Origin of the sequence: Shewanella holmiensis (assembly GCF_025370255.1) — a bacterium.
GTDB classification, from domain to species: Bacteria; Pseudomonadota; Gammaproteobacteria; order Enterobacterales; family Shewanellaceae; genus Shewanella; species Shewanella holmiensis.
This window is the reverse complement of sequence record NZ_JAMTCD010000021.1, coordinates 15,933-40,329: the sequence shown is the minus strand read 5'-3', so window position 1 is coordinate 40,329 and position 24,397 is coordinate 15,933. Positions and strand designations below refer to the sequence as shown.

The window sequence follows — 24,397 nt, the reverse complement described above, 5'->3', positions numbered from 1 at the left end:
GTTAAATGTATAAAATTAATATTATTTTGTTTAACCATAGCGTTTAAAAAGATAATATATGATCAACAAGCAATGGTATGACTATTACTCTTCAAAGGAAGGTACATGAAAAACCGTCGATTATTTTGGCGCATTGTCGATAAAATTGAAGCAGGTATTGACTCTGGTGAATTTATCGCTGGCAGCCGATTACCACCAGAGCGTGAATTAGCAGAGCGATTTGACGTAAGCCGCCCAACCATTCGCGAAGCCATCATCGCCCTTGAAGTGCGTGAGAAAGTAGAAGTAAAAACCGGTTCAGGCGTATATGTGGTTTCACCAAATAAAGCAGTAAAACCGGTCAAAAAAGTGAATGCATTCGAACTTACACAAGCACGTGCGCTGGTTGAAGGTGAAATAGCAGCACTCGCGGCTAAAACAATCACAGATGATGAAATTTCGACGCTTAAACAGACACTTATATTAATGAAAGACATGAAAAATGTCGAAGAAGCGGATACAAAATTTCATAAAGTTATTGCTCATTCGACACGAAATGGAGCATTAATAACCTTGTTTGAAGAGATGTGGGCCCTGCGTTCATCAAGTGTTGAAATCATTAAAGATTATGACATCGTCTGCAGTACTGATAATGCAAAAACACTCGCTGAACATACTGAAATTGTTTGTGCATTAGAAAGCCACGACGCAGCGAAGGCAAGAGCGGCCATGCATAAGCACTTTAATCGGCTAATTAATGTACTATTCGACAAGTTAGAAGCACAGGCATTAGAAGAAGTTAGAAGGAAGACGAATGCTAATCGAGATCTTTATTCTATTGAGAGCCTGCTTAATAAACGACCTTAAAAGTAAATAATACTGCTAAAAATTTATTAGCTAGCCACTTTCTCTAATATTGATACAAAGCAGCTTGTCGTACAAAAGCTGCTTTTAATATTCAGCTCGTAAACAAACATGTTGTTGATTAGCTTATATTTATAATGTTTCATTTTACTAAAACTCAGTCGCCTTTAGAAATACAATAAAGCTCATATGATTATGGGATTAAATTAGACAATTACACCAACATCGTAGTTGACCATCCCCTTACAATTGGTATTACCAAAAATAATCAATAACAGAAGTCTGTAACTAAGACTACCATCATATATCTTGTCTTTATGAAATTTTTCGCACTAAATTAACCGTTTAAATATAACCTTCATTATAAATTATTGGAGCTATTATTAATACGATAGCTTGTCAGCATGCTCTTGGGAAAAATCTTTTAGTGTTTTGCGGGCAACATATCGAAATGGCAAAGCCTTAATGACTTCTTCAAACGGTTGAATTGCAAATGCCCAGAATATTGAAACATCAAAACAGATAATCAATAATGCACATAAAGGAATAGAAATAAGCCATTGACCTGTAAAATTAATTTTGAAAACATCTGTTGTTCGCCCCATTGCCCGCAGTACATGGCCATGAACTGTGTTATAGCCCCTAACTAATGGAAGCAAAATATACAGCGGAGCAATAACCGCTAAAGCTTGGTAGGTTTCTGGCGCCATATCAGGATAGACATCTGCAATCACTAAACTGAGCATGGCAAAAAATAGCATGGTGAAAAATGAAATCACCACCGCCAGTTTAATGCTGATATTAACGTTGTTTTCTAAGTCGGTTAATTGCTTTGATCCAATCGCCTGACTAATTGAAATAGCTGATGAGTGCGCCCAAGCAGTAATAAACTGCCCACCGGCACGGATCCATGGCAAAACCAAGGTAATCGCTACATAAGCATTTATTGATAACTGCGAATACAATAATTGATACACAGTGGTGCCAATCGACAAAATAGTGACATTGGCCGCGACAGGAAATATTTCGATAAAATGACGCTGCATATTGGATAACAGCGCGGCGCCTTTTTCGGTCAGAGATAAATCAACATCTAAGGTTTTAACGCATAGTGCCAAGTAAATTAATCTAACGGCTATAGCGATTAAGCTGCCCCACGCCGCACCAAGCACACCCAGTTCGGGGAAAAAAGCGATACCATAAATAAGTGCATAAGATAATAATGCATTAATTGGTAACTCAATTAAGTAGCCTTTAAACGGAATTTTGGTTTTACCCAGCCCATTAAATAAAGCAATACACACTTGGGTTATCGCATTAAATAACACCACATATTTAGCGACACTTAGATAACGAAGTACTTGTTGCTGAAGCTGACTATCACTGGTGATCAGTTCAACAATACTTTGTTCAAATACCAGTAATAAGCCCCAAAAAAGCAGCGCAACAGCTAAGTTGATACTCATGCCTGACCAGCAAGACTTAGCCAGAGCTAGGGTATTTTTTGAGCCTACGGCACGGCTCATTACCAATTGAGTACCATTGGCAAGCGCCATTTGAATACCCATAATAAACGCGACAATAGTCGTTGCTATGCCCATTGCAGCCAGCGGGATCTCTCCTAATGGCGACACTAACAAAGTATCAATCATTAACATCGACTGCATTAATAATGCATTCAGTGCTAATGGCCACGCTAAGGCAATATTATTTTTGATGTAATGCTTTTGGCTTGGGGTAACAATCATCGCAGCAACCTATTAATCAACTGACATTCAGAGTTAGCGACTAATTAATCATATTGGCCAAACGCTGGTTGTCATCATTTAACAACACTTGGCAGTATGCTCTGGCTTTATCAGCATCACCTGACATGATGGACTCATAAATGCCACGATGCTCTTCAATACAAAAGCGTCCACCTTCTGCAGATCGATCAATAAATAACTTAAAAATGGTGCTAAGAATATTGCCAAATGGAATATAAAACTGATTGTCGGTAGCTAAATAAATTGTTTGATGGAACTGATGATCGTTTTCAGTCCATTGGGCGTAATCGAAGTTTTCAGCAGCTTGGACCATTTTTTGGAACAGAACTGACAAATGTTTACGCTGTTCGATAGTGGCATAAGTTGCCGCCAGTGCGCAGGCTTCAGGCTCAATAGCTTTACGCAAACCTAAAAATTTACTTAAAAAGGTTTCAGTGTTAGCAAGATCTTGAATCCAATCAAGCAATTGAGGATCAAGAAAATGCCAATTTGATCTTGAACGAACTGTAGTGCCCACTTTAGGACGAGATTCAATCAAGCCTTTTGCAGAAAGCAATTTAGTTGACTCACGCAAAGCTGTTCGGCTAACGCCAAACATTTCGCACAACTCCATCTCGCTGGGCAGCTTCTGATGCTCATCTAATTCGCCAGATAATATTTTGCGGGCAATTTGTCTCGCAACTTGGACATGGATCCGTCGGCTAGAATCCTCTACCTGTACAAACATCGTTTAAGGCTCCCTAATAAAAAAAAGCCAAACGGAGCAGGCTTTAAAGTTGGTTAACATACACAAAAGGCGATGTTAATAATGCGTGTTAGCTGCCATTGATAATGATTATATGCTTGCGGCTTTTCACATGGCTTGGACTAGCGTAAAACAACAACGAGTCGAAATACGGCTCATTTAACAGGCGAAGATTCAATTCAAACTGCAATGTTAAGCAGCCCAGTAATCATTACGCTTGATGGCAGGGTTAGCAAATACAACCTAAAATTGCTTAAGTCTAGCTAGGTGCAACACAAAATAAATAGATATCATAATACAATAACATTTAAGTGCTATAAACGATTTTATGGCTCAAAGAGGCTACTTTACTCACACTTTCTGTTAAAAAATAATGGCAGTAAATAGGTGCAAAGTATTTTAATTGAAGCTTCTAATTATTTTACATCACAATCATTAATCATACAATTGTGTATTTTCGATAAATTAATGCTTTTTTGCTCAGCTTAGATATTCAATACATAATATTAGCGCATATTATTGTTCTACCTAAAAAACCATTAAAAATATGGCTTTAATTAAAAAACTATACTAGGCAGTCAACTTCAATATTTGTAAAAATCAAGAGAAAACAACACAACATTGAGATTCACAATATTAAATGGCTAAAAAAAACCGATAATTTAATAATACAAATAAAAACGACCAATCATCATCCGCCTGTTTTTGAATAATTTATAACGAGTATCAATCCTTTCCATCAGTTTTTATCATGTTATATTAACGCCATAACTCTCAACATTTACTATTACATGACAAATCAATTTAGTTCTATTTCAGGCTCTAAACGTAGTTTACATTTGCATGTTGCACGTGAAATAGCTCGCGCTATCCTTTCTGGAGACTTACCTCAGGGTGATATTATCCCTGGTGAAATGGCGCTTTGTGAGCAATTCGGTATTAGTCGCACAGCGCTAAGGGAAGCCGTTAAATTATTAACTTCAAAAGGTTTATTACAATCTCGACCTAAAATTGGCACTCGAGTTGTAGAGAAAAAATACTGGAACTTTCTTGACCCACAGCTTATTGAGTGGATGGAAGGCATTACAGATGTAAAAGAATTCTATGCACAATTTTTAGGTTTTCGTCGTGCAATTGAGCCCGAGGCTTGTGCTTTAGCCGCCCAAAACGCGACAGTAGAACAACGCAAAGAATTGTCTGCCGTTTTTCAACAAATGTGTGTAATCGATGCCGCACCAGAGCTAGATCAACAAGGCTGGATTAAAATTGATATAGAGTTTCACCGTTTGATTTTCTTCTCTACTGGAAATGATTTTTATCTACCGTTTGGCAATATTTTGACCACTATATTTGAAAACTTTTTTGCCCACGCCTCCCAAGAAGGTGGAACTTGTTTGAAAGAACATCGGAATATTTATGATGCAATTATGGCTGGCAATGCTGATAAAGCTCGTGAAGCATCACAAAAACATTTGTTGTCAATGTCTCACGAGCTTACGCATTAACCAAAAAACAGATTGTCGTTCTGGTCTGTTGATCTTTGCTACTGAAAATTGTTTTAGGTAAAAACCTTAAAAGTTCAACAGATGCTAACTTTAATGAAAAAAACACCGCTCATGGCAGTGTTTTTTTCATTTAACTTTTTAGTGAAATTGTTTTAACGAAATTACCTTAAGCTATTTCTGCTTCTGTTGAATTTTCAACGGTGTCATCTACAGCTTTTACTAACAGTAATCCGACTAATAATACAATTACACCACATAACACGAAGATCATTCTACCCCACATAGGGTTAGGCAGAACAAACATCGCCATAATGAAGATACCTGCCACTGATATCAACGAACCCAACATACGACGTTGTTTGTTGTCCAACTGCTTCTGTGCATTGCCTTCAGACACTAATGGTGTATGTAGATTTTCAAAGAACTTATCAACGTTCTTTTGGCGCTCTTCACTTAATGGCTTGTAGAAGAAGGTTGAAGCCAAGAAGAAGCCTGCGGTAAATACCATATGCGCAATTAAGCCAATCGCTACTTTGATTTCAGACCATTCACGGCCGGTTAACGCTTGGTCTAAACCTAATACGTTTTGAACCATATCCGCAGTGATCACAAAGCCAACAAAATAAGAGACAAAACCACCAACAACTAAGGTACCCCATGCTGCCCAATCAGGTGTTTTCTTAATAAAGAAGCCACAGAAAGCAGGAATAGTCATTGGGAAGCCAATTAACGCGCCCACATACATCATGGTATCGAATAAGCTTAACCCCTTAAGTGAGTTAATAAATAACGACACTAAGATAATTGCAATACCAAAAACCGTTGAAGTTATTTTTGATACTAACATCAACTCTTTTTCACTAGCGTGAGGACGCAATATTGGCTCATAGAAGTTTTTAACAAGAATACCTGAGTTACGGTTTAAGCCAGAGTCCATTGAAGACATGGTTGCTGCAAACATAGCCGCAATCAATAGTCCAACCATACCGACTGGCATGTATTCTTGTACAAAGTATAGGTAAGCAAAGTCAGCAGCTTTACTGCCCGCTTCTGGATAAGCTGCTGCTAAATCAACACCAGAACCCGCTAAGTACCAGCTTGGTAAAAACCAAATAACGGGGCCAATACTCATTAACACACACGCTAATAAAGCGGCTTTACGTGCATTGTTTGAATCTTTCGCAGCAAGATAACGATACGAGTTCAACATGTTATTGGTAATACTGAACTGCTTTAAGAAAATAAACACAGCCCATACCGCAAAAATGCTCATATAGTTAAGGTCGCCACCGGTCATAAATGAATCGGTTGGGAAGTTTTCAATAATATTGGTGATACCGCCACCGTGGAAATATGCCGCTACCGCACAGGTAATGGTAACCGCCATAATGATGACCATTTGCATGAAATCAGAGGCGATAACCGCCCATGAACCACCAGTAACAGACATCACCAGTACCACTAAACCCGTTAGAATAATAGTGGTGGTCATGTCGAAACCAAAGATGCCCGAAGCAATAATAGCCAGACCGTTTAGCCAAATACCTGCTGAAATAATACTGTTTGGCATGCTTGTCCAAGTAAACACTTGCTCATTCGCATTACCAAAACGCATTCTGATGGCTTCAATGACCGTGACAACCCTTAATTGGCGGAACTTAGGGGCAAAGTAAAGGTAATTCATTAAGTAGCCAAACGCGTTAGCTAAAAATAAAATTGCGACGGCAAAGCCATCGGTATAAGCCTTACCTGCAGCCCCAGTAAATGTCCAAGCACTGAACTGGGTCATAAACGCCGTAGCGCCAACCATCCACCACAACATACTTCCGCCCCCACGGAAATAGTCACTAGTGTTTGTCGTAAAGGTACGAAACATCCATCCAATTGCAATTAAGAATAAGAAGTAGATACCAACAATGAGTGTATTTAGCTCCATCTTGCCAACCTTATCTATTATAGATTTATGGGAACCACATTTTTAAATCGAATATATCAATGTGCCACGACGACCAATCCGTCAAAGCACTCGTTTTTTTCAAACACTAATTTTTAACGCATTAATCTAGTTTAAACATCCCATGCAAAATCTTGCATTGTTACTGACGCCCCAAAGTCACAATCAAACACATATCTTAAAGAGGTTTAATTATTTGCTGTTTAACCAGTAACAAGCGATTTTGATAGCCTATCAAAACCTCTTGGGATTGATACTAACATAATACAATATGAATTGTGAGACCCACATCTAATTTCGACACACAAATATAATCACAACCCCAACAAACACAGAAAACCCTTTAAAACATGGGTTTCTGTTTGTTTTTATATCTAGAAATTCTATTGTAATCATGATAAATATCACTGTACTGCCATATATATCTGCTATATTTGTATTACTTAATAGAGGAGTTGTCGATGAAAAGCGTAAAAAACATCTGTGCTGTGGCTATCATTTCAGCATTAACCAGTGGTTCAACTATAGCGGCTAACTTTGTGTTTTTAGATGAAGCCACTTTAGCAGCTAGCCGTACACTGCTTAAAAGTGAGCAAGCCACTGATAATATGAAACAAAGCTATCAGCGATTATTAGAAGAAGCGGGTAATAGTAAAAACATGGCCGCATTTAGTGTGACCCATAAAGGCTTCACTCCACCCAGTGGCGATAAGCATGACTATATGAGCATAAGTCCATACTGGTGGCCTGATACAACTAAAGCTGATGGACTTCCTTGGATTCGCCATGATGGTAAAACCAATCCAGCGTCAAAATCAGATGAAACGGATTCCGTACGTATTGGTACCTTTACCCGCAGTGTGCGCGCGTTGGCATTGGCTTATTACTTTAGTGAAGATAACGATTACGCCAAAAAAGCCATTGAAATGGTGCGCACTTGGTATATTAATGCTGATACCCGCATGAACCCGAATGTTAATTTTGGTCAAGGCGTACCTGGCGTGGCAGATGGGCGTCGTAGCGGAATTATTGATACCCGCACTTTAGTTGAGCGAAACTTAGACGCCATTGCCATTTTATCGCAATCCTCTTTATGGACTGATGCTGATGAAGCAGGCATTAATCAATGGTATAGCGAATACCTTGATTGGATGATTGAAGATGATTTAAGTGGCGGCCCTAAAGGTGAAGCTTATGCGCCAAATAACCACGGCACTTGGTACGACTATCAAATCGCAGGCATAGCTTACTTTTTAGGAAACATCCATTTAACCAAACAAATGGTCCAAAAAGGTAAAGTACGTGTTGATAGTCAATTTGCCCAAGATGGCTCGCAGCCTCATGAAGCGCAACGTACTCGTTCATACCATTATCACTACTTCAGTCTTGATCCATTAGTCGGCATTGCCCAATTAGGCGATAAAGTCGGTATCGATTTATGGAACTATCAAAATGAACAAGGTGCCTCGTTAACTAAAGGCATCGAATTTATGATCGACTATCATGATCCAAGTGTTAAATGGCCTTTCCCTGAAAAAGACAGCCGCCGAGTTGAACGTATGACACCACTTTATCTAAAAGCGGGCGCAGCATTAAATAATCCACAATGGATTAATTTAGCTAAAGAGGCTGATTTTGAAAAGGCAACTGTGAGTAAAAATCTTGCAGAGGTTTGGGCGCAGCGAGATATTGAACTTTTATATCGGGTTAAATAACCTTTAAAAGTCAAGCTATACAATGTTTATCAAGCTCACAGCTATGTGGGCTTGAAGTTGGATAAGGTTAGGGTTTGACATGCCAAGCACCATTATTGGGCTTGGCCAACTAGACGCCCGAAAAACTTACTTAACCTGAACTCTGAATAAGAGATTAGCTAAACATATGAAATTAAATAACATATATCTAACCCATGTATTCTAGAGAGATATTTTTTCTTATAAAAAGGCAAATTTGTGCGTCAATAGCTGGCCTATTGCAAACAAATTTAACACAGTTATCAGTAAAAATAGCCTCTAGAAAGCAAGTTGTTATCCAGAGTTCAGGTTACTTACGCTGACTTAACCGATAAAGTCGACCGAAGCTGTCTTTACTCCCCCGCGATAAACGCTTTTGCTGAGCAAGCAATAACTCCGCAGCGGCTAACGCATCCACTAATGCATTATGGCTATTATATTCTGGTAAGCCATAGCGCTTTCGGGTGCCACCCAAGGTAAGATCCACATCATTATAATGATCGATAGCGGTCGAGAAATGCTTTTCTAAACATAGAGTATCAATCCACAGTAAAGGCAGTGTCGGTAACTGCCAATGCTTGCGAGCATAATGATTAAAGAACCCCGCCTCAATAACCGACCCATGAGCCACCAGTACTTTATCTGCCAAATGGCTGAAAAAATAATGCATCGCCTCATCCACTGTTACACCATTGGCCAACATTTTAGGCGTAATATGATTGATAACGGCGGATTCAGGCTTAACTTTGTCACAATGCTTAATATAAACATGCTGACTGGTGGCTAAATCAATTTGATTTTGCGTTATGGTGACCCAACCTAAACTGAGAATTTCATCCTGAGTCGGGTTAAAACCTGTGGTTTCAATGTCTAAAACCACATAAGTGAGCTCGGCGCACAAGCTGTCTAATGCAGGTAATGCTTGCCCCAAACAGCCAGCAATCGTGTGAGGGATCTGATGCTGCTTATTAAACGTTTCGCGCTGACGCTTTAACGTAGATAACGGATGAAAATAATCAAGAATAGCCATTAATGACTTCCAAAGCGCAGTTTTGCGGCATCTTGTTGATCAGCAATAATTCTAAATGCATCTTTCAAATGTTTGCGTTCAAAGCTGCCAAAGGTATCAGGGTTAATATGATTATCTGGCAGCTTACCTTCTTTTAACGCCGCCAGTTGATGGCCAAAGCGGAAGGTGAGAATAAATCGGTAGGACCCCATAATATTTTTAAAGGCATCATCACTTAATACCCCTGCCTTATTCGCGGCCTCAAAACGGGCTTCGGTGTGCAAAGCGTCACTACCCACGGCTAGGGCATAAATACGTGCTAAATCGATAATTAAATTAATCGCATACTTTTTAATATTAAGGGTTTTCTTATTCTCGCCACCTTTTTCTAATACCAATGAGTTAAATATGCCCAATGGCGGATTGGTACGGGTAGCATCTTTCACTAAAATGCCTAAAAATTCTTTGTTAGCCAGAATGTGAGAGTGTAATGACTGACGTAACAGCTGTTCAAAGTTAGCATTGCCAAATACAGTTCGTATTTCTAAAAAGACGCTGATATTCAACAAGCGCTCATATTCAGGGTTAGCCACCCACTTTTTATAATATTGTTGCCACATATTGAGCGGCTGACACCACTTATCTGTCGATGCCATGTAATTACCGGTACAAAGCGGGTAATCACAGCGATCGAGTCCTTGGGTAACAAAGTCTGCAAGGTGTTTGAAATAAATGCGATCATTTGCAGTCACGTTATCCGCTAATACAATCGCACTGTCTTGATCGGTTAAGCTATGCACTTCATTACGCGCATGAGAGCCAGCGACAATCCAAGCAAACTCACATGGCGGTTCCCCTAGTTGATCGATCATGATGCAAATTAACCGACGAGTATAGGCATCAAAAATCATCGACATGACTTTGCCAATGGTTTCAGGGATCACTTTGCCCTCAACCAAAGCTTCAAAAATCGCTTGGCGCTCTGGGGTTAATAAAACAAGCTCTTTCACGCTGACAGCGTATTTGATTTTTTCAATTAAGAAAATCGCCTGCATGCGGTGATTTTGTACTAAATGTGAAGTGGTTAATAAACCAATAACCCTGTTATTTTCAACCACAGGTAAATTACGCACGTTGTATTGCATCATTAATGATGCCGCATGCAATACTAAATCATCAGGGCTAACAATTAATGGCGACGATGTCATCACATCTTTAATCGGCTTATCTATAGGATAAGCTTCAGCAATCACCCTTTTAGTCATATCACGGTCGGTGATCAGGCCAACAATTAAATCATTTTCATAAATCACCGCACAAGAGGTGCGCTTGATCATTCGCATTTCATGGGCGACCGCTTGAATGCTCATATCTGATGTCACCACAGCCACACGGCCACTAGCCACATCACTAACTTTACGAATAAATAAACCCTTTTCACGGTTTGACCACACCACATCCAGCGCTGAATTAAGCCTTACCTGTGCTTGTGATGCAAAATGCTCTGCATATTCAGGGGTTTTATTAAATAAGCTTTGTAAGGCCGAATGAGGAATAAGATAGAGCAGGCAATGCTCGATGGCGATTGCTTGATAACCTTGGTCATCATCAACATCTGAATCTAAAAAGGTAAAGCCAAATAAATCTTCAGTTTCAAGACGCGCCCTAAGCACACCATTCTTTTTACGTTGCTCCATCGCACCTGAGCGGACAATATATAAATGCTTTTCTTGCTGATCAGAGGTTAAATCTACCGATTCGCCTTGTGATACATAAATAATCTTGATGACCTGCGCCAACTCACGCAGCACATTTTTGGGCAGTTTATCAAAAGGATCAATCTGGCTGATAAATTGAATAACATTTGGCAGTAAAGAATCGTCCATCATGACCTCAGTAGAAATTGATTAGCCTCAATGTTAGCAGACTCATCATAGATTGATTGTGACAAAGTCACATTACGGCTTATGAGTGACTTCAATATTGTCAAAGCCCACTTCAAATATTTGCCCATTATATTTTGAGTCGGTGGCGATTTGCGGGTAAATACCAGCTTTAAAGTAATACTCTTCATTTAGCCAGTTAGTTGACAAGGTGTATTGCTTACCGTCATTCGCAGTCACTTTTTTGCCCCATTCAAGGCTTTTAGTGACCGTTTTACCAGAAATCGTTGTCGATAATAAAATACCCGTTTTATCGACTTTAATTTGATACTGCCAAGCTTGGTACGCTTTTGCAGTGCCAAGATCTACGCTAAATGGCTGGCAAGTATCACAGCTGCCATTATTGGGTACAAATGAGTCATTAAGAATCACTCTTACCGGCTTAGATTCTCCTTCCCACAACACTTTCACCAAGGCCTGTTTAATGTCTTTACCGTGTACCTGCCCCACTATTACTTTAGGGTCTATCGATGATATTTGTGGGAACTGTTCAATGGTTAATGATGAGTCAAGCTGATGGCTACCGGTAATCTCCCAATTTTGATTAGAAGACGAACAGCGGCTCTGAGTGTCATAACGATAAAGTTCACGCAGCTCAGAACGAACATAGCTGGTATTTGGCGTGGTAGCCCCATCGATACCCAAGTCCACTTTAAACATCATTTGGCGAGGGTTCTCCTCAGTCCAAAAATAGGCAATATCAGTGTCATTAGTTAATGTTTGATTATTACTACAAGTCGCTGGAATAAGTTCAGCTGCACTGCTTCCTCCTGAACCATAAAAATTATCACGACTTTCAGGTATGGTTAACTTCCATTGTTCAATATTCCAATTGCAATCGTCACATGGTTGAGGATCAACCACAGGTTCCTCTGGTGAAGAGCCACTACTGCCTTGGCATCCCATTAAGCCAAAAAATAATACATATAAAAATGAAAGCTTTACAAATTGACGCATAGAAACCTCTAATTGTATTACAAATAAAGTTCATTATTTGATTTTTTAAAGAAACAGACCAACCATTATACGATGAAACATTAACTTAACAAAACAACGAGCATGTTAAATAATCGCCGCAAAAATTTAACATAAGTGCTTGTCAATAACCATTTAATAAATATTCTCATTATTTTTAGTCTTGGGTCACATCGATAATAGATAAACTTTGAACATCTTCACAGTTTTAGTTGTAAAAATATTAATAATACAAATACAATTACATTAAGTAATACAAAACTGGGGAAAGATGTATGAAAAAGAGCATTATTGTTACCGCAATTTCACTGGCTTTATTAGGCGGCTGTGCTGCAACCGAGCCTTCAGTCAATGTTTCTGAGTCTGCAACCATTAATGTTGCAATGGCAGAACAAAACAATAAAACCATTATTGAATCCGCGACACTACAAAATGAAGATGCCCAAGCATTAGCAACCAAAATTAAACAGCTAAAAAGTGGTGACACATTAATTATCAAACCTGGTAAATATGAAAACCTAGGTAAATTTGATATTAAAACTGACAATATCACCATTAAAGCAGAACAACCTGGCACTGTTTGGTTTACAGGGCTGGTTCAAGTTAACTTACGCGGCAATAACATTACTTTAGATGGCCTGGTGTTTACTGAAGGTGGTCCAGCAGAAAGAATGGGCGGTGTGGTTTTTCGCGGTGACAACAATACCTTAATCAATTCTACCTTTTACTTCTTTAATGACGATTACGAATACCTCCCAGATGAAAAACGTGCCGAGTACCCTAAATATTTATGGATCTCAATATATGGCAAACACAATAAGCTACTGAACAACACCTTCGAAGGTAAACACAAACGCGGCACGTTGATTGGGGTTCAAAAAGCCAAAAGTGATAGCACACCTGATTACCACACCATTAAAGGCAACCTTTTCTATAACCAACAGCACAATCAATTCAACGAATTTGATAACCAAGACGCCGTTCGCTACAACGGCAACAGTTGGGAAGCGATTCGCATCGGCGACTCAAAAAGCTCTATCTACCCGTCAAACTCCACCATTGAAGGCAACTTGTTCCTTAAATGTGATGGTGAAACAGAGCTAGTATCATTTAAGTCTGGTGGCAATACCCTTAAAGGCAATACTTTCATCGAAAATGCATCCATGATCTCGCTACGTCATGGAAAAAATAACCTTGTAGAAGACAACGTTATTTTAGGTAACGACAAAAAAATGTCTGGCGGTATCCGTTTTTACGACGAAGGACATATCATTCGCAACAACTATATTGAGCGGGTAATGGGTACCGGTAATGTTCGTGGAGGTTTAGCGGTAAATACCGGTATTACTGACGTCGCCAATGGTGAAACCTTATCTGATGATGTCAAAGGCAAAGAGCTTAATAAGCAAGCCACCCCTTATAAAGTGACTGTTGAAAACAATACCATTGTTGATTCTCGTCAAAATATTCTTTATTCAGATAAAACTCACCGAGTGAGCTTATACGACAACGCCAAAGTGACCACAGTTTTTGCTGGCACTGACATCACATTCAAAAACAACCTTTCTTATGCGCAAGCAAGTCGCACATTAGCATTAACGGGCAATGAAAGTACTGCGCCATTGGTTAATCCTATTTACGAAAACGACCTGTATTACGGCCCAGTAGCAGGCGTTGAGCTGCCATGGGACGGAGTGATTTATCGCGATCCTAAATTAAAACGCGCAGAAAATGGCTTGCTAGAACCGACCAACTTTAACGGCGGAGCCCGTGGTCTAAAAGTACTGACCACGAATGATACTGGCGCTGCTTACCAAATCAAAAAATAAATATAACTTTAAATGGGATAGTAAAGATGAAAGTGAATAAGATTGCAGCACTAGTTGCTATGGCATTATCTACCAGTTTATTAACCGGCTGTGATTTTTACGACTCACCTCCTGGAGATGGTGGTACTGATCCAGGGCTACCACCAATTGAAACGCCAGATAAAGCTGATTTTGTAGTGTCATCTGAAGCGGAACTGATTGCCGCTATCAATGACGCAGAAACAGGCAATTATATTGGTTTAAATACCGCAGGTAATTTTGCTAACGTTGGCACTCTTGTTATCAATAAAGCAATAACACTTATTTCATCAAATGCAGACGGTGACATTGACGACCCAGCAGAAGCTGGCAGCGCAAGCACTGAGCAAGCCATTTTCTCTGGTGCTATTTGTATTGATATTCCTACAGAAGCTGCTGAAATACTGCGTGGTGGCGAACAAGCTCGTATTTCTAACATTGGCTTTGAAAATGTTGATATGGACTCATGTGGTACTGGCGAAAGCACCTCAAATTCAATTATCAACATTGGTAAAGTGGGTAAAGATAAAACCGCCGTTATTTTAGACCACTTAACCTTTGATGGTGCAGCATTTAATGAATCAACTGGCGACAGTGATGCATGGATCTACTCTCGTGGCTTAGTCGATATTTCAAACAGTAGCTTCACTAACAAATCTGAAAGCGCTCACAGCATCTTATATTTAAACTGTGGTAGCTCGGCATCACGTGGTGGTAGTAACAGCGACCCTCGTGGGTCTATCTTCTCAGGCAATACATTTGCCATGTCTGCAACCAATGCCAACAGCTCAACAAAAGCGGCCACCATTGGTGTACCAAGTAACCTTGGTCAAGCTGACAAAAACTGTGCGACAACCTTTACTGAAAACACCTTTAAAAACTTTACCGTATTGATCAGTGAAGAAAACACCCAGTCGACTGCGCTATACGATGTATTTGGTGATACAACAGAAACTGACAACACATTAGAAAATGATGGCGGCACAGATCCTGGTACTCCTGGTGATGTAGACCACACAGTCACCAACGTTACAGAGCTGCAAGATGCTATAACGAATGCAGCAGCTGGTGACATTATTGGTTTAACCACTGAAGGCAGTTTTGCTGATGTCGGTCTGTTAACGCTAAATAAAGCGGTAACTTTATTGTCAGTTGACGCTGAAGGAAACATCACTGACCCAATGATGGATCAAGCCACATTATCAGGCGCAGTTTGTATGTATGTCCCTTCAGATTCTGTTGAAGACTTAAAAGGTACCAACCAGGTTATCATTTCTAACCTTGCCTTTAGCAATGTCACCATCAGTGAATGTGGAACGGCCGATACTCAAAACGCAATTATCAATATTGGTAAAGTCGGTAAAGATAAAACTCCTGTTGAGCTAGAGTACCTAACCTTTAACGGTGAAGGCTTCCAAGAAACCACTGGCGATAGCGATGCTTGGGTTTACTCTCGTGGTTTAGTCGATATTTCTGACAGTGTGTTTGAAGGCAAATCTGCTGATGCAAAAAATATGGTTTACCTCAACTGTGGTAGCTCAACATCTCGCGGTGGTAACAATGATGACCCACGCGGCTCAATACTAACGGGTAACACATTTGCTCTTGCGGCTGACAATACTGCGGGTACGACTAAAGTAGCCACCATTGGTGTTCCAAGTAACTTAGGCCAAGAAAACAAAAACTGTGCAGCAACCTTCAATACCAATACAGTTAAAAACTTTGCTGAATTAACCAGCGAAACAGACGACATTGCAACTGCGCTTTATGACGTATTTGGTGACACGGTTGCAGAAGGCAATACCCTTGATGACGAAGGTGGTACAGGCCCAGAGCCAACTTACCCAGAAAACGTTGAACAAGTGAATACTGCCATTCAAGCGGCATCAGCAGGTGACACCATTACTCTAGGTGCAGAGTATGACTACTCTGCAGGTGTTATCACCATTGACCGTGCAATCAAACTTGTCGGCGCTGAAGGTGCAAAAATTTCAGGTAGTGCATGTATTGACGTGTTAGACGGTGCTGCTGGTGCTGAAATCTCTAACCTAAGCTTCACCAATGACAAAATTTTGGAAGCATGTGGCACAACAGATAATGCAAAAGAAGCGGTGATTAATATTCAAAAAGTCGGTGAAGAAAACTTACCGATTGTGTTAAAAGACTTAATTTTTGATGCGTCAAATATCATCGATCAATCTCAAAATATAAAAAAAGGCGCTTGGATCCGTTCATACGGGTTTATCAACCTAACAGGTAGTGAGTTTATTGGCCAAAGTCGTAACCTACAAAATGACTATGTAAAACTAACCTGTAGCGCACAAGAAGGCAAAATGGGGAGCTTAATTGATGGCAACACCTTCTCAATTACCGGTGATGGCACTAAAGAAACCGCAGCAATTAAGATTGGTGATTCTAGCAGCGGCGCGATTAAAGATGCTGACAATGAAAACACTTGTGCAGTAACAGTAAGCAACAATACGTTTACAGGCTATTCGTTAGAAATAACTAACAATGTGGGTACTAGCGGTTTCCGTGACGCAGCAATATTTGCTCGCTTAGCTGAAGAAAGCACCAACGAATTTACAGATAATACTTTTAATTAAGTATTCATCCACCAGCATTAATTCAGTATTTAATAAGGCATGTGCCTAGCACATGCCGGGTATTGACTACCTAATAAGAAGATATTTTAGATATGAAAAAATCAATTTTAGCGTTAAGCGTTTTAAGCGTTGTCAGTGGTTCTGCGCTATTCAGCACCAGTGCATTAGCAAACACGACCATGACATTTAAATGGGAACATAAATTGCTTGATGGCCGTACCGACCGGCCTAAGTTTGAGCTTAACCACAGTATGGATAACGGCTTTAACTTCGGTTTTGAACAAGTATGGCAATATGACCGCAGCAAACAAGAAACTGAAGTAGGCTTTGCTCCTGAGCAGTACGAGTTAACCATAAAAACAGGTTACACTCACAAATGGGGGGATCGCAACGAGCACCAAGTGGGCCCATTACTTGATTACCAAGTAAAAGAAAACGCCAAGAAAGTCCGTTATGGCGCTTTCTACGGCTACCGTGTAACCAAAGACTTCAGCTTGAAAGTGCGTGCTCGTTACTCTGGCGACTTAGAAAGAGTCAGCGTTGGTAGTGGTTCTTATGATGATGCTGTCGGTAAAGAAATGCGTTACGACCTATGGTTAACCTACCGCTGGAACGATTTTACCTTTGTGTGGGATGCTATTTACAAAGACAAGCTTGATGACAACGTGTTTGATAACAACAAAGACACGGTTTGGGAGCATGAGGTAAGTGCAGAATACCGCCTACCAGATGCACGCGCACATGCATTCTACGCTAAGTTCAAGTATAAGTCTGAGCTGTTAAAATCAAGCCACTTAAGCAGTGACTACGATTGGTACGGCAAACGTGATAACGCAGTTGAACTTGGTTACAAGTACCGCTTCTAATCACTCATTATCATCATCACCAAAAAAAGCTAATCGTTTGATTAGCTTTTTTTTTGCTTATGTAACCCGACTGAAGCAGCGCACAAATTTAACAACAAAAAAACCGCCAGTTTAACCTAGGCGGATTTTATAACAGCTGTTTTTAAGGTTTAACCTAGCGGTCAAAACCATACACAGATAAAGCCCAACGCTAATTTTTTATAACATAGTCTGGCCCTGCCACATCAGCGGTTATAAGCTTTAGTTTGCTAAGATCTGCACCCACACTTTTAGCCGATTGAGTATTTGAACTGTCAGGTAATTGGCTTGCAAAGCCGCTCACCTTGGCCGCATTCTCAAGTCTGCCAACATAGTGTTCTTGGTTATAGCTTGAGCGGGTTAATGGATATTTGGCATTGGTTTTTAATACCACCCCATCAGGGCGTGATGCGTAAACAATATTGGCGGAAAAGTGAATGTTATCACCCGCAAAAATATCTTTTACTTCTGCGTTATCAAATAGACTGACACGATGCACTTGATCACCATGAATAATGCCCCATTGATTGTTAATCAAGCTGTTATGACTAATAGTGATATTTTTGGGCGTCCACTGCTTATTAAGCTCTTTACCCTTGGTTTGCTGTGACAAGACCTCATCATGCTCAACATCAATAATACCGGTGTTAATCACAATAGCACCGCGCAAATCAGCGTTGCCCTTCACACCACCATCTTTACCGCTTAGCTGGCTAATGTAGTTATTGCTGATCACATGGTCTTCATCATAAATACGAATGCCACCGGTTAGGTCTTTGTTATTACCTAAAATAATATTATTAGTAACGTGATTAGCTTTACCATGACGCAGCGATATCATCGAGCTTGACTCAAAAATGGTGTTACCAGTAATCAGATTATTACCCGACTTTACCGAGATAAGTTCGCGCTCACCGTCCATGCCAACCAATAAATTATGGCTAAATGAAGTATTAGATGGATACTGCGATGCCTTACTGTCACCTATGCGGATAGCTTCCCAGCTATTGGCGTTGTAACGAATAGCATGCTCGATAGCAAACTCGTTATATTGATTTGGCTTCATATCCGCAAAGATATTATATTCAATCACATGATTGTCAGGCGTTTCATCTTTTTGCACCCCTATTAAGGTGCCGCGCTTTGCTTTGCCCTCAAACAAATTATGGGTAACGGTGGCATTTTTTCCCCAAATAGATAACCATAAATAACGCGGATATTCTTGACGGTTTTCATCTGCTTGATAGGGGTAACCATGATTGAAGTCTTTAAAGGTCGAATTAACCAAGCGGTTATTGTCGCCCATTAACTTAATGCCACCAAAGCGCTCAAACGGACCGCCATTGGTAAACACTAAGCTATCTAAAGTGACGTCATCTCCCGTCACTTCAAGCTGCACCAAGCCTGAAAATACTGTCTGCCCAGGATTCTGAGCTTTAATAGTCAGCTTATTGGCGCTGATATTCACTAAACCCAGGTTACGATAATCACCCCTTGGAATGATAATTTGCTCGCCATCAATAGCTTTAGTCAGTTGGCTTTTAAGTGCATTAAGTTGTACATCCGTTGCCAGCGGCACCGCACTGAGTTTTACAAAGGTATGACGACTGCTTTCAAGCAATTGTGCTTTAGTTACACTGTCGAATATGGGATTTTGAAAAGAGTATGGTGTAGGCTCTGTGCTGCTAGCTAACTCAGCTACACCTTGATTTGATTCGCTAGTGGCCATGGCCATATTGGATAACAGCGCTACAGCACATGCGCTTAATAAAAAGCTATTTTTCACCGTCAACACACCTTTAGTTTTGATACTGAAATACCGTTATAACATGACATAAATGACATTTGTACTACAATATAACAAATATTGAATATGTATTCATTTACAGTATTATTTTGCCGACAACAATTGGCTTATACCAGGCTCAATAATTGGCAATATTGCTCGTTTTTTGGATTTTTGAGTGTTATAGCATCAAGCAAAAATTCTTTTAAATAGTACTTATGGGATTTTATTTACTTTCAAGTTAAATCAATTTTGTCCTAACTGGATAAGTTGTATCAATTAAATCTCGTGAACATGAGCAGTAGGATAAATTGGCAGTATAAAGAGCGCGATGTTTATATAAGGGTTGATGTTTTGGTTGCTAGGATGTTTGTTAAGGGAGAAGCTACAAACTATATTATAAAGACCCTTTTCATCTGCTTTACTACAGATGAAAAGAGTTAATTTTTATTACTTTTTTAATTTAACAAAGTAATCAAAAATTTCTGGTACATTGCCATTAGCTAATCCGGCATCAAATGCTGCCTGTAAGTTTGCTGATGAACCTTCAGCAATCTTTGATTGGGTACCAAGATCTTCAACCATTTGTAAAAAATAACCTAGATCTTTATTAGCATTTGCAATAGAGAAACCTAGATCACTCACACCATCTACAGCGTAGTTTTTACAGAATTTCATAAAGGGTGAATTAGATGGACCTGCTGACATAATGTCAAATAGTTGAGCACGGTCTACCCCAGCTAGTTCAGCAACAGCAAATGCTTGAGACATTGCGCACACAGTAGTCATACCCATAAAGTTGTTAATCAGCTTAGTAGTGTGCCCTGCACCTAGTGCACCAAGATGAAACACATTTTCACCTTGTTGTTCTAAAACTGGCTTCACTTTATTAAAGGTGTCTAAATCACCAGCTGCCATAATGTTAAGCAAACCATCTTTCGCATGCGCAGGTGTACGACCTAATGGAGCATCGATCATACCAGCACCTTTTGCCGCAAGGTCTTGACCAATTTTACGAGTTGAAGCTGGAATTGAAGTTCCAAAATCAACTAGTACTGCACCTTCTTTAATACCGGCTAGAATACCATTGTCACCATAAACCACTTTTTCAACCACAGCTGAGGTTGTTAAACAAAGCATAACAATGTCGCTTACAGAAGCTAATTCTGCAGGGGTTTTAGCTTCAGTCGCATTACCACGATCAATGACACTTGCAACAGCATCTTGGTTAAGATCCATTACAACGACTTCAAAACCTCTAGTTTGTAAATTCTCAACCATGTTACCGCCCATAAGGCCAAGGCCGATGAAACCTATTACTGGTTTTGTCATGTATATACTCCTAAATATTGAGTTATCTTTTCGTAAAAGAAGCACACCTTACAAGATAAGGTAAGCTATATAATTCGTGCTAAATATAGAGAAAAATAAATCGTTTTATCAATCTTACTATTATGAGATTGTGGTCAGATTACTGTTAATCATTGTTTAAATGATGTTGGTAATCTTCAAATAATCTCAATCGCAATTGGTTTACCAATTTGTATTACAATATGGTATTCACTTGGTCAGCAATTGTCAATGCGATGATGTTTTTGTCACACAAATTCTGTGATTGAAACACCTTTTATGTTCATATTCAGCAGAAAATTGATTTCGAATCTTAAACGCGAAATTGTGCATGTACTTAATACAATCAAAAACAACACATTGTGTCTAAACGTTAAAGAGCCTATCAAATTGATAGGCTCTGCATGGACATTAAAAGTTAGAACTTAGCTCTAACACCTACAGTATAACGACGGTCTGCTTCACTATAAGCCCAAATTGAATCAAGTTCAGTAGTGTAAACAATCGGTTCACCAGTTAGATTGACTGCGTTAGCCAATACAGTAAAATTCTCGTTAATATCCCAACTGACTGAAAAGTCTAACTGACCTCGTGCTTCACGATAACTGTTGCCCACTGTAGGGTCATAATTATCAGCTGTTGGGTCGTTTTGGTTGAAGACGTTATATCCTAAAGCACCTACAGTTTGAACACGTTTTGTGCTTTGATCATCTAGATAACGGTCACGCCAGTTATATGCTAAGCGAAATTGCAGCTCTTCACCTTCCCAGTAAAATTGAGTGTTGGCAGTATGCTTAGAAATGTTAAGCAATGGGTTACCATCTGGTTGCTGACTGTCGGCATAGGTATAGTTTGCATTGACACCAAAGCCTGACCATAGACCTGGTAAAAAATTAAACTGTTGTTGATAGCCTAATTCTAAACCTTTTACTTCACCACTTCCGCCATTCACATCAGTATCAATCACTATACCTGTACGACCAGCAGCTTTTTCAGCATCAACAAACGCTAAACCTTGTGCTTCTGTTGCATTGATAATATCTCCCTGACTTTGCCCAGCAGTAGTCAATAAACAGATATTATTCCACTGTGTGGTGTTTTGTCCTGTAATTGTGCCTGAATCAGCTAAACAACTACTGTCCGTTTGAGTAAATGAGTTAACATCTTTATAGAATATCGCCGCAGATACAATTCCACCGTCACTGAAATAGTGTTCCGCAGAAAGATCATACTGGGTAACACGATAGGGATCTAATTGATATGAGCCCTGTGTGCCAGTAACTAATGAGTTATCTATTGATAATGCAGGGCTTAACTCGTCAAAATCTGCACGGCGCATGACTTTAGCCGCAGCAAACCTTAATAAAGTATCTTCAGATAAAGTATAAGTGACGTTCAAACTTGGTAAAAAGTCTGAATAATCATTTGTGCCAGTATCTAGTACTTTATTGCCGTTACTATCTATAGATTCTACAACACTAGATTCCAATTCAGTTTTAATATAGCGACCACCAATGACTGCAGTTAAATCTTCGAAATCAAGATGAAATTGAGCATAAATAGCGCTAGTTTTTTCATTAATCTCTTTGTAAGCTCCATTATCTTCAAGCATATGATCAGCTAAAGCACCATTCATGGCATAATCAGTACCTTGAAGCATTTGTTGTACTAATAAATATGTTGCTTCAGTGTTTTGTAAACGCTCTGCATCATATACGCTGTATCTTAGTAAATCGTTTTGACCTGCAATACCAGTTTGGTCAAATGAATTATTTTCTGACACAGTGATAAAACTATCACTGATAATAGGATTATCAATCCAAGTAGGGCTATATAATCCATCGGCATTTTTAGCTTTCTTATAAACATCTTTCAGGGTGTTACCATTCGGCTTAAAATCAAAGCGATTAGCACTATAATCTCTGTCAGTAAAACGAACACCTGTTTTAAATGCTGACACAAAATCTAAACCAATATCGCTCATTTTGAAGTCAAAACGTAATGCCTGTTCTTCGTTATCTGTATCCAGAGTTTTATGATAAAACTCACGGAAAACTAAATTATCTGGATTGGTCAACATGCCAGAATCAGCATAAATATGTGACGGTATACCATCGCCACTGGTTGAACTGCTGGTACTAGTATGGGTGACTAACTTCAAAGTAGGATCTGTACGTTCAATTGGACGTAAGTTAAATTCCGAGGCTTTTTGGCGATCTTCTGATGTAGATTTAGAATACTCAGCAGATAATTCGATATTATCTGTAATATTCCACTCACCACCAATAGCATGGGATGTGGTATCTGAAGTGGTAAAGTCACTCCATGTTTTTGGTATGACAAGTACGCCTGCTAAATCGTAATTGTGTAATTCACCATTACTATCGTAATAAGAGTCACTTCTTGGTACAACACTACCACCAACATCAAGGATAGAATAAGCAGCCTGTCCACCATCTAATTTAGTTGCATTCAAATCAACATAAATATTGGCATCAATATTCTTTGGTGCCCATTGCAAGGATAAACCATAAGCACTACGTTCACGCTCTTCTGTTTTTTGTTCAACTGTGTTCTCGGTCCTACGAATAAATTTTCCATTTGGAGCATTTGATTCATCTACAACACCATCGCCGTCAATATCGATATTGTCTTGTAAATCAACTTTATTAAAGTATTCATCTCTTCGTAATTCGCGATCTAGATAAGATGCATTAATAGATGCACCAAAGGTTCCAGCATCTCCTAAGTCCCAGTTATTTCCCATAGCAGCTGAAAAGTTTGGTGCAACATTTTCAGTTTTGTCAGCATATTCACCGTCAAGTGTTATAGCGACAAGTGGCTCACTTAACTCCAACGGACGCACGGTTTGCATATTCACTGTGCCACCTAATGCACCTTCGATCATTTCAGGTGTTGGCGACTTGATCACTTCCACAGTTTTTAGAAAACTTGATGGAAAATCATCCAGACTAATACCACCGCGACCAGGCCCTGCTGTCGATCGGCCATTAAGTAAAATTAAGTTTTCAGATACACCACGAATAGTAACTGATTCCCCTACCCCAAAATCTGATTCAATTGATACACCAGTAATACGTTGTAATGCCTCTGCAATATTGTTGTCAGGCAATTTACCAATGTCTTCAGCTACAATAGCATCGACTATTCGATCATCTGTGCGTTTAAGTAAATTAGCTGCTTTTAAACTGCCGAAAATACCTCGAACTGCGATGACTTCGATGTCATTAGTTTTAGGTTCATCAACCTGAACTTTATTCTCAGGTTCTGCTGCTAAAGCAGGTATGGATAACATTGCTGTTAAGGTCGCACCCAAAATTGCGCCGTTATTTGCTCTTTTATTTTCACTACGAAATACTGCGGTTATTAAATTTAGCTTCATAATTCCCCCCAAAGAAATCTTTTGCTTGGTAATACCAATTACTAT

Annotated in this window: 15 protein-coding genes; 6 read left to right on the top strand and 9 right to left on the bottom strand. The window is 39.5% G+C overall.

Translation table 11 applies throughout. The features are described from left to right. Nucleotides 1–105: 105 nt before the first annotated feature. Nucleotides 106–846 (top strand): FadR/GntR family transcriptional regulator, encoded by a 741-nt coding sequence (locus NE535_RS14700; protein WP_261299366.1) that lies wholly within the window; start codon nt 106–108, stop codon nt 844–846. A gap of 380 nt (nt 847–1,226) precedes the next feature. On the opposite strand, the gene NE535_RS14695 is transcribed toward NE535_RS14700, so the two are convergent. Together NE535_RS14695 and NE535_RS14690 are read right to left on the bottom strand one after the other, a co-directional pair. Further along, nucleotides 1,227–2,591: an MATE family efflux transporter gene (locus NE535_RS14695; RefSeq protein WP_261299365.1), complete on the bottom strand. Its 1,365-nt coding sequence runs from the start codon at nt 2,589–2,591 to the stop codon at nt 1,227–1,229. A gap of 40 nt (nt 2,592–2,631) precedes the next feature. Further along, nucleotides 2,632–3,339, bottom strand: coding sequence for a FadR/GntR family transcriptional regulator (locus NE535_RS14690; protein WP_261299364.1), 708 nt, complete (start codon nt 3,337–3,339; stop codon nt 2,632–2,634). Between the two features lie 809 nt (nt 3,340–4,148). Between NE535_RS14690 and NE535_RS14685 the strand changes: the two genes are divergently transcribed. Beyond that, a complete protein-coding gene (locus tag NE535_RS14685) occupies nt 4,149–4,862 on the top strand; it encodes a FadR/GntR family transcriptional regulator (RefSeq protein WP_261299363.1) in 714 nt (237 codons plus the stop codon). A 166-nt stretch (nt 4,863–5,028) separates the two neighbouring features. On the opposite strand, the gene NE535_RS14680 is transcribed toward NE535_RS14685, so the two are convergent. Continuing rightward, nucleotides 5,029–6,738 carry a sodium:solute symporter family transporter gene (locus NE535_RS14680; RefSeq protein WP_425347467.1) on the bottom strand — a complete coding sequence of 570 codons (1,710 nt, stop codon included), beginning with the start codon at nt 6,736–6,738 and terminating at the stop codon, nt 5,029–5,031. Between the two features lie 539 nt (nt 6,739–7,277). Between NE535_RS14680 and NE535_RS14675 the strand changes: the two genes are divergently transcribed. Next, on the top strand, nt 7,278–8,531 hold the full coding sequence (locus NE535_RS14675) for an alginate lyase family protein (RefSeq protein WP_261299361.1): 1,254 nt from the start codon (nt 7,278–7,280) through the stop codon (nt 8,529–8,531). 328 nt (nt 8,532–8,859) lie between these two features. Here NE535_RS14675 and NE535_RS14670 read toward each other — a convergent pair whose 3' ends face one another. From NE535_RS14670 to NE535_RS14660, 3 genes are all read right to left on the bottom strand, one after another. Continuing rightward, nucleotides 8,860–9,579, bottom strand: coding sequence for a 3'-5' exonuclease (locus NE535_RS14670; protein ID WP_261299360.1), 720 nt, complete (start codon nt 9,577–9,579; stop codon nt 8,860–8,862). Further along, a complete protein-coding gene (locus NE535_RS14665) occupies nt 9,579–11,447 on the bottom strand; it encodes a putative nucleotidyltransferase substrate binding domain-containing protein (RefSeq protein ID WP_261299359.1) in 1,869 nt (622 codons plus the stop codon). Before NE535_RS14665 ends, NE535_RS14670 begins: the two co-directional genes overlap by 1 nt. A 69-nt stretch (nt 11,448–11,516) precedes the next feature. After that, nucleotides 11,517–12,458 (bottom strand): polysaccharide lyase family 7 protein, encoded by a 942-nt coding sequence (locus NE535_RS14660; RefSeq protein ID WP_261299358.1) that lies wholly within the window; start codon nt 12,456–12,458, stop codon nt 11,517–11,519. A 293-nt stretch (nt 12,459–12,751) separates the two neighbouring features. Between NE535_RS14660 and NE535_RS14655 the strand changes: the two genes are divergently transcribed. From NE535_RS14655 to NE535_RS14645, 3 genes are all read left to right on the top strand, one after another. Next, nucleotides 12,752–14,305, top strand: coding sequence for a polysaccharide lyase 6 family protein (locus tag NE535_RS14655; protein ID WP_261299357.1), 1,554 nt, complete (start codon nt 12,752–12,754; stop codon nt 14,303–14,305). Between the two features lie 26 nt (nt 14,306–14,331). Further along, nucleotides 14,332–16,929: a hypothetical protein gene (locus NE535_RS14650; protein ID WP_261299356.1), complete on the top strand. Its 2,598-nt coding sequence runs from the start codon at nt 14,332–14,334 to the stop codon at nt 16,927–16,929. Nucleotides 16,930–17,021: 92 nt separating this feature from the next. Next, nucleotides 17,022–17,795, top strand: a complete 774-nt coding sequence (locus tag NE535_RS14645) for an oligogalacturonate-specific porin KdgM family protein (RefSeq protein ID WP_261299355.1) — start codon at nt 17,022–17,024, stop codon at nt 17,793–17,795. A 190-nt stretch (nt 17,796–17,985) separates the two neighbouring features. On the opposite strand, the gene NE535_RS14640 is transcribed toward NE535_RS14645, so the two are convergent. From NE535_RS14640 to NE535_RS14630, 3 genes are all read right to left on the bottom strand, one after another. Beyond that, the gene (locus NE535_RS14640) at nt 17,986–19,599 is read right to left on the bottom strand and encodes a polysaccharide lyase 6 family protein (protein WP_261299354.1); all 1,614 of its coding nucleotides are present in this window, start codon (nt 19,597–19,599) and stop codon (nt 17,986–17,988) included. Nucleotides 19,600–20,049: 450 nt separating this feature from the next. After that, nucleotides 20,050–20,931: an NAD(P)-dependent oxidoreductase gene (locus NE535_RS14635; RefSeq protein ID WP_261299353.1), complete on the bottom strand. Its 882-nt coding sequence runs from the start codon at nt 20,929–20,931 to the stop codon at nt 20,050–20,052. Nucleotides 20,932–21,367: 436 nt separating this feature from the next. After that, the gene (locus NE535_RS14630; protein ID WP_261299352.1) at nt 21,368–24,352 is read right to left on the bottom strand and encodes a TonB-dependent receptor; all 2,985 of its coding nucleotides are present in this window, start codon (nt 24,350–24,352) and stop codon (nt 21,368–21,370) included. Between the last annotated feature and the right edge of the window lie 45 nt (nt 24,353–24,397).

Excerpts from the sequence above, each read along its gene's own strand:
- NE535_RS14700 (WP_261299366.1), top strand. The coding sequence starts at position 106 with ATGAAAAACCGTCGATTATTTTGGCGCATTGTCGATAAAATTGAAGCA.
- NE535_RS14695 (WP_261299365.1), bottom strand. The coding sequence starts at position 2,591 with ATGATTGTTACCCCAAGCCAAAAGCATTACATCAAAAATAATATTGCC.
- NE535_RS14690 (WP_261299364.1), bottom strand. The coding sequence starts at position 3,339 with ATGTTTGTACAGGTAGAGGATTCTAGCCGACGGATCCATGTCCAAGTT.
- NE535_RS14685 (WP_261299363.1), top strand. The coding sequence starts at position 4,149 with ATGACAAATCAATTTAGTTCTATTTCAGGCTCTAAACGTAGTTTACAT.
- NE535_RS14680 (WP_425347467.1), bottom strand. The coding sequence starts at position 6,738 with ATGTTTCGTACCTTTACGACAAACACTAGTGACTATTTCCGTGGGGGC.
- NE535_RS14675 (WP_261299361.1), top strand. The coding sequence starts at position 7,278 with ATGAAAAGCGTAAAAAACATCTGTGCTGTGGCTATCATTTCAGCATTA.
- NE535_RS14670 (WP_261299360.1), bottom strand. The coding sequence starts at position 9,579 with ATGGCTATTCTTGATTATTTTCATCCGTTATCTACGTTAAAGCGTCAG.
- NE535_RS14665 (WP_261299359.1), bottom strand. The coding sequence starts at position 11,447 with ATGATGGACGATTCTTTACTGCCAAATGTTATTCAATTTATCAGCCAG.
- NE535_RS14660 (WP_261299358.1), bottom strand. The coding sequence starts at position 12,458 with ATGCGTCAATTTGTAAAGCTTTCATTTTTATATGTATTATTTTTTGGC.
- NE535_RS14655 (WP_261299357.1), top strand. The coding sequence starts at position 12,752 with ATGAAAAAGAGCATTATTGTTACCGCAATTTCACTGGCTTTATTAGGC.
- NE535_RS14650 (WP_261299356.1), top strand. The coding sequence starts at position 14,332 with ATGAAAGTGAATAAGATTGCAGCACTAGTTGCTATGGCATTATCTACC.
- NE535_RS14645 (WP_261299355.1), top strand. The coding sequence starts at position 17,022 with ATGAAAAAATCAATTTTAGCGTTAAGCGTTTTAAGCGTTGTCAGTGGT.
- NE535_RS14635 (WP_261299353.1), bottom strand. The coding sequence starts at position 20,931 with ATGACAAAACCAGTAATAGGTTTCATCGGCCTTGGCCTTATGGGCGGT.
- NE535_RS14630 (WP_261299352.1), bottom strand. The coding sequence starts at position 24,352 with ATGAAGCTAAATTTAATAACCGCAGTATTTCGTAGTGAAAATAAAAGA.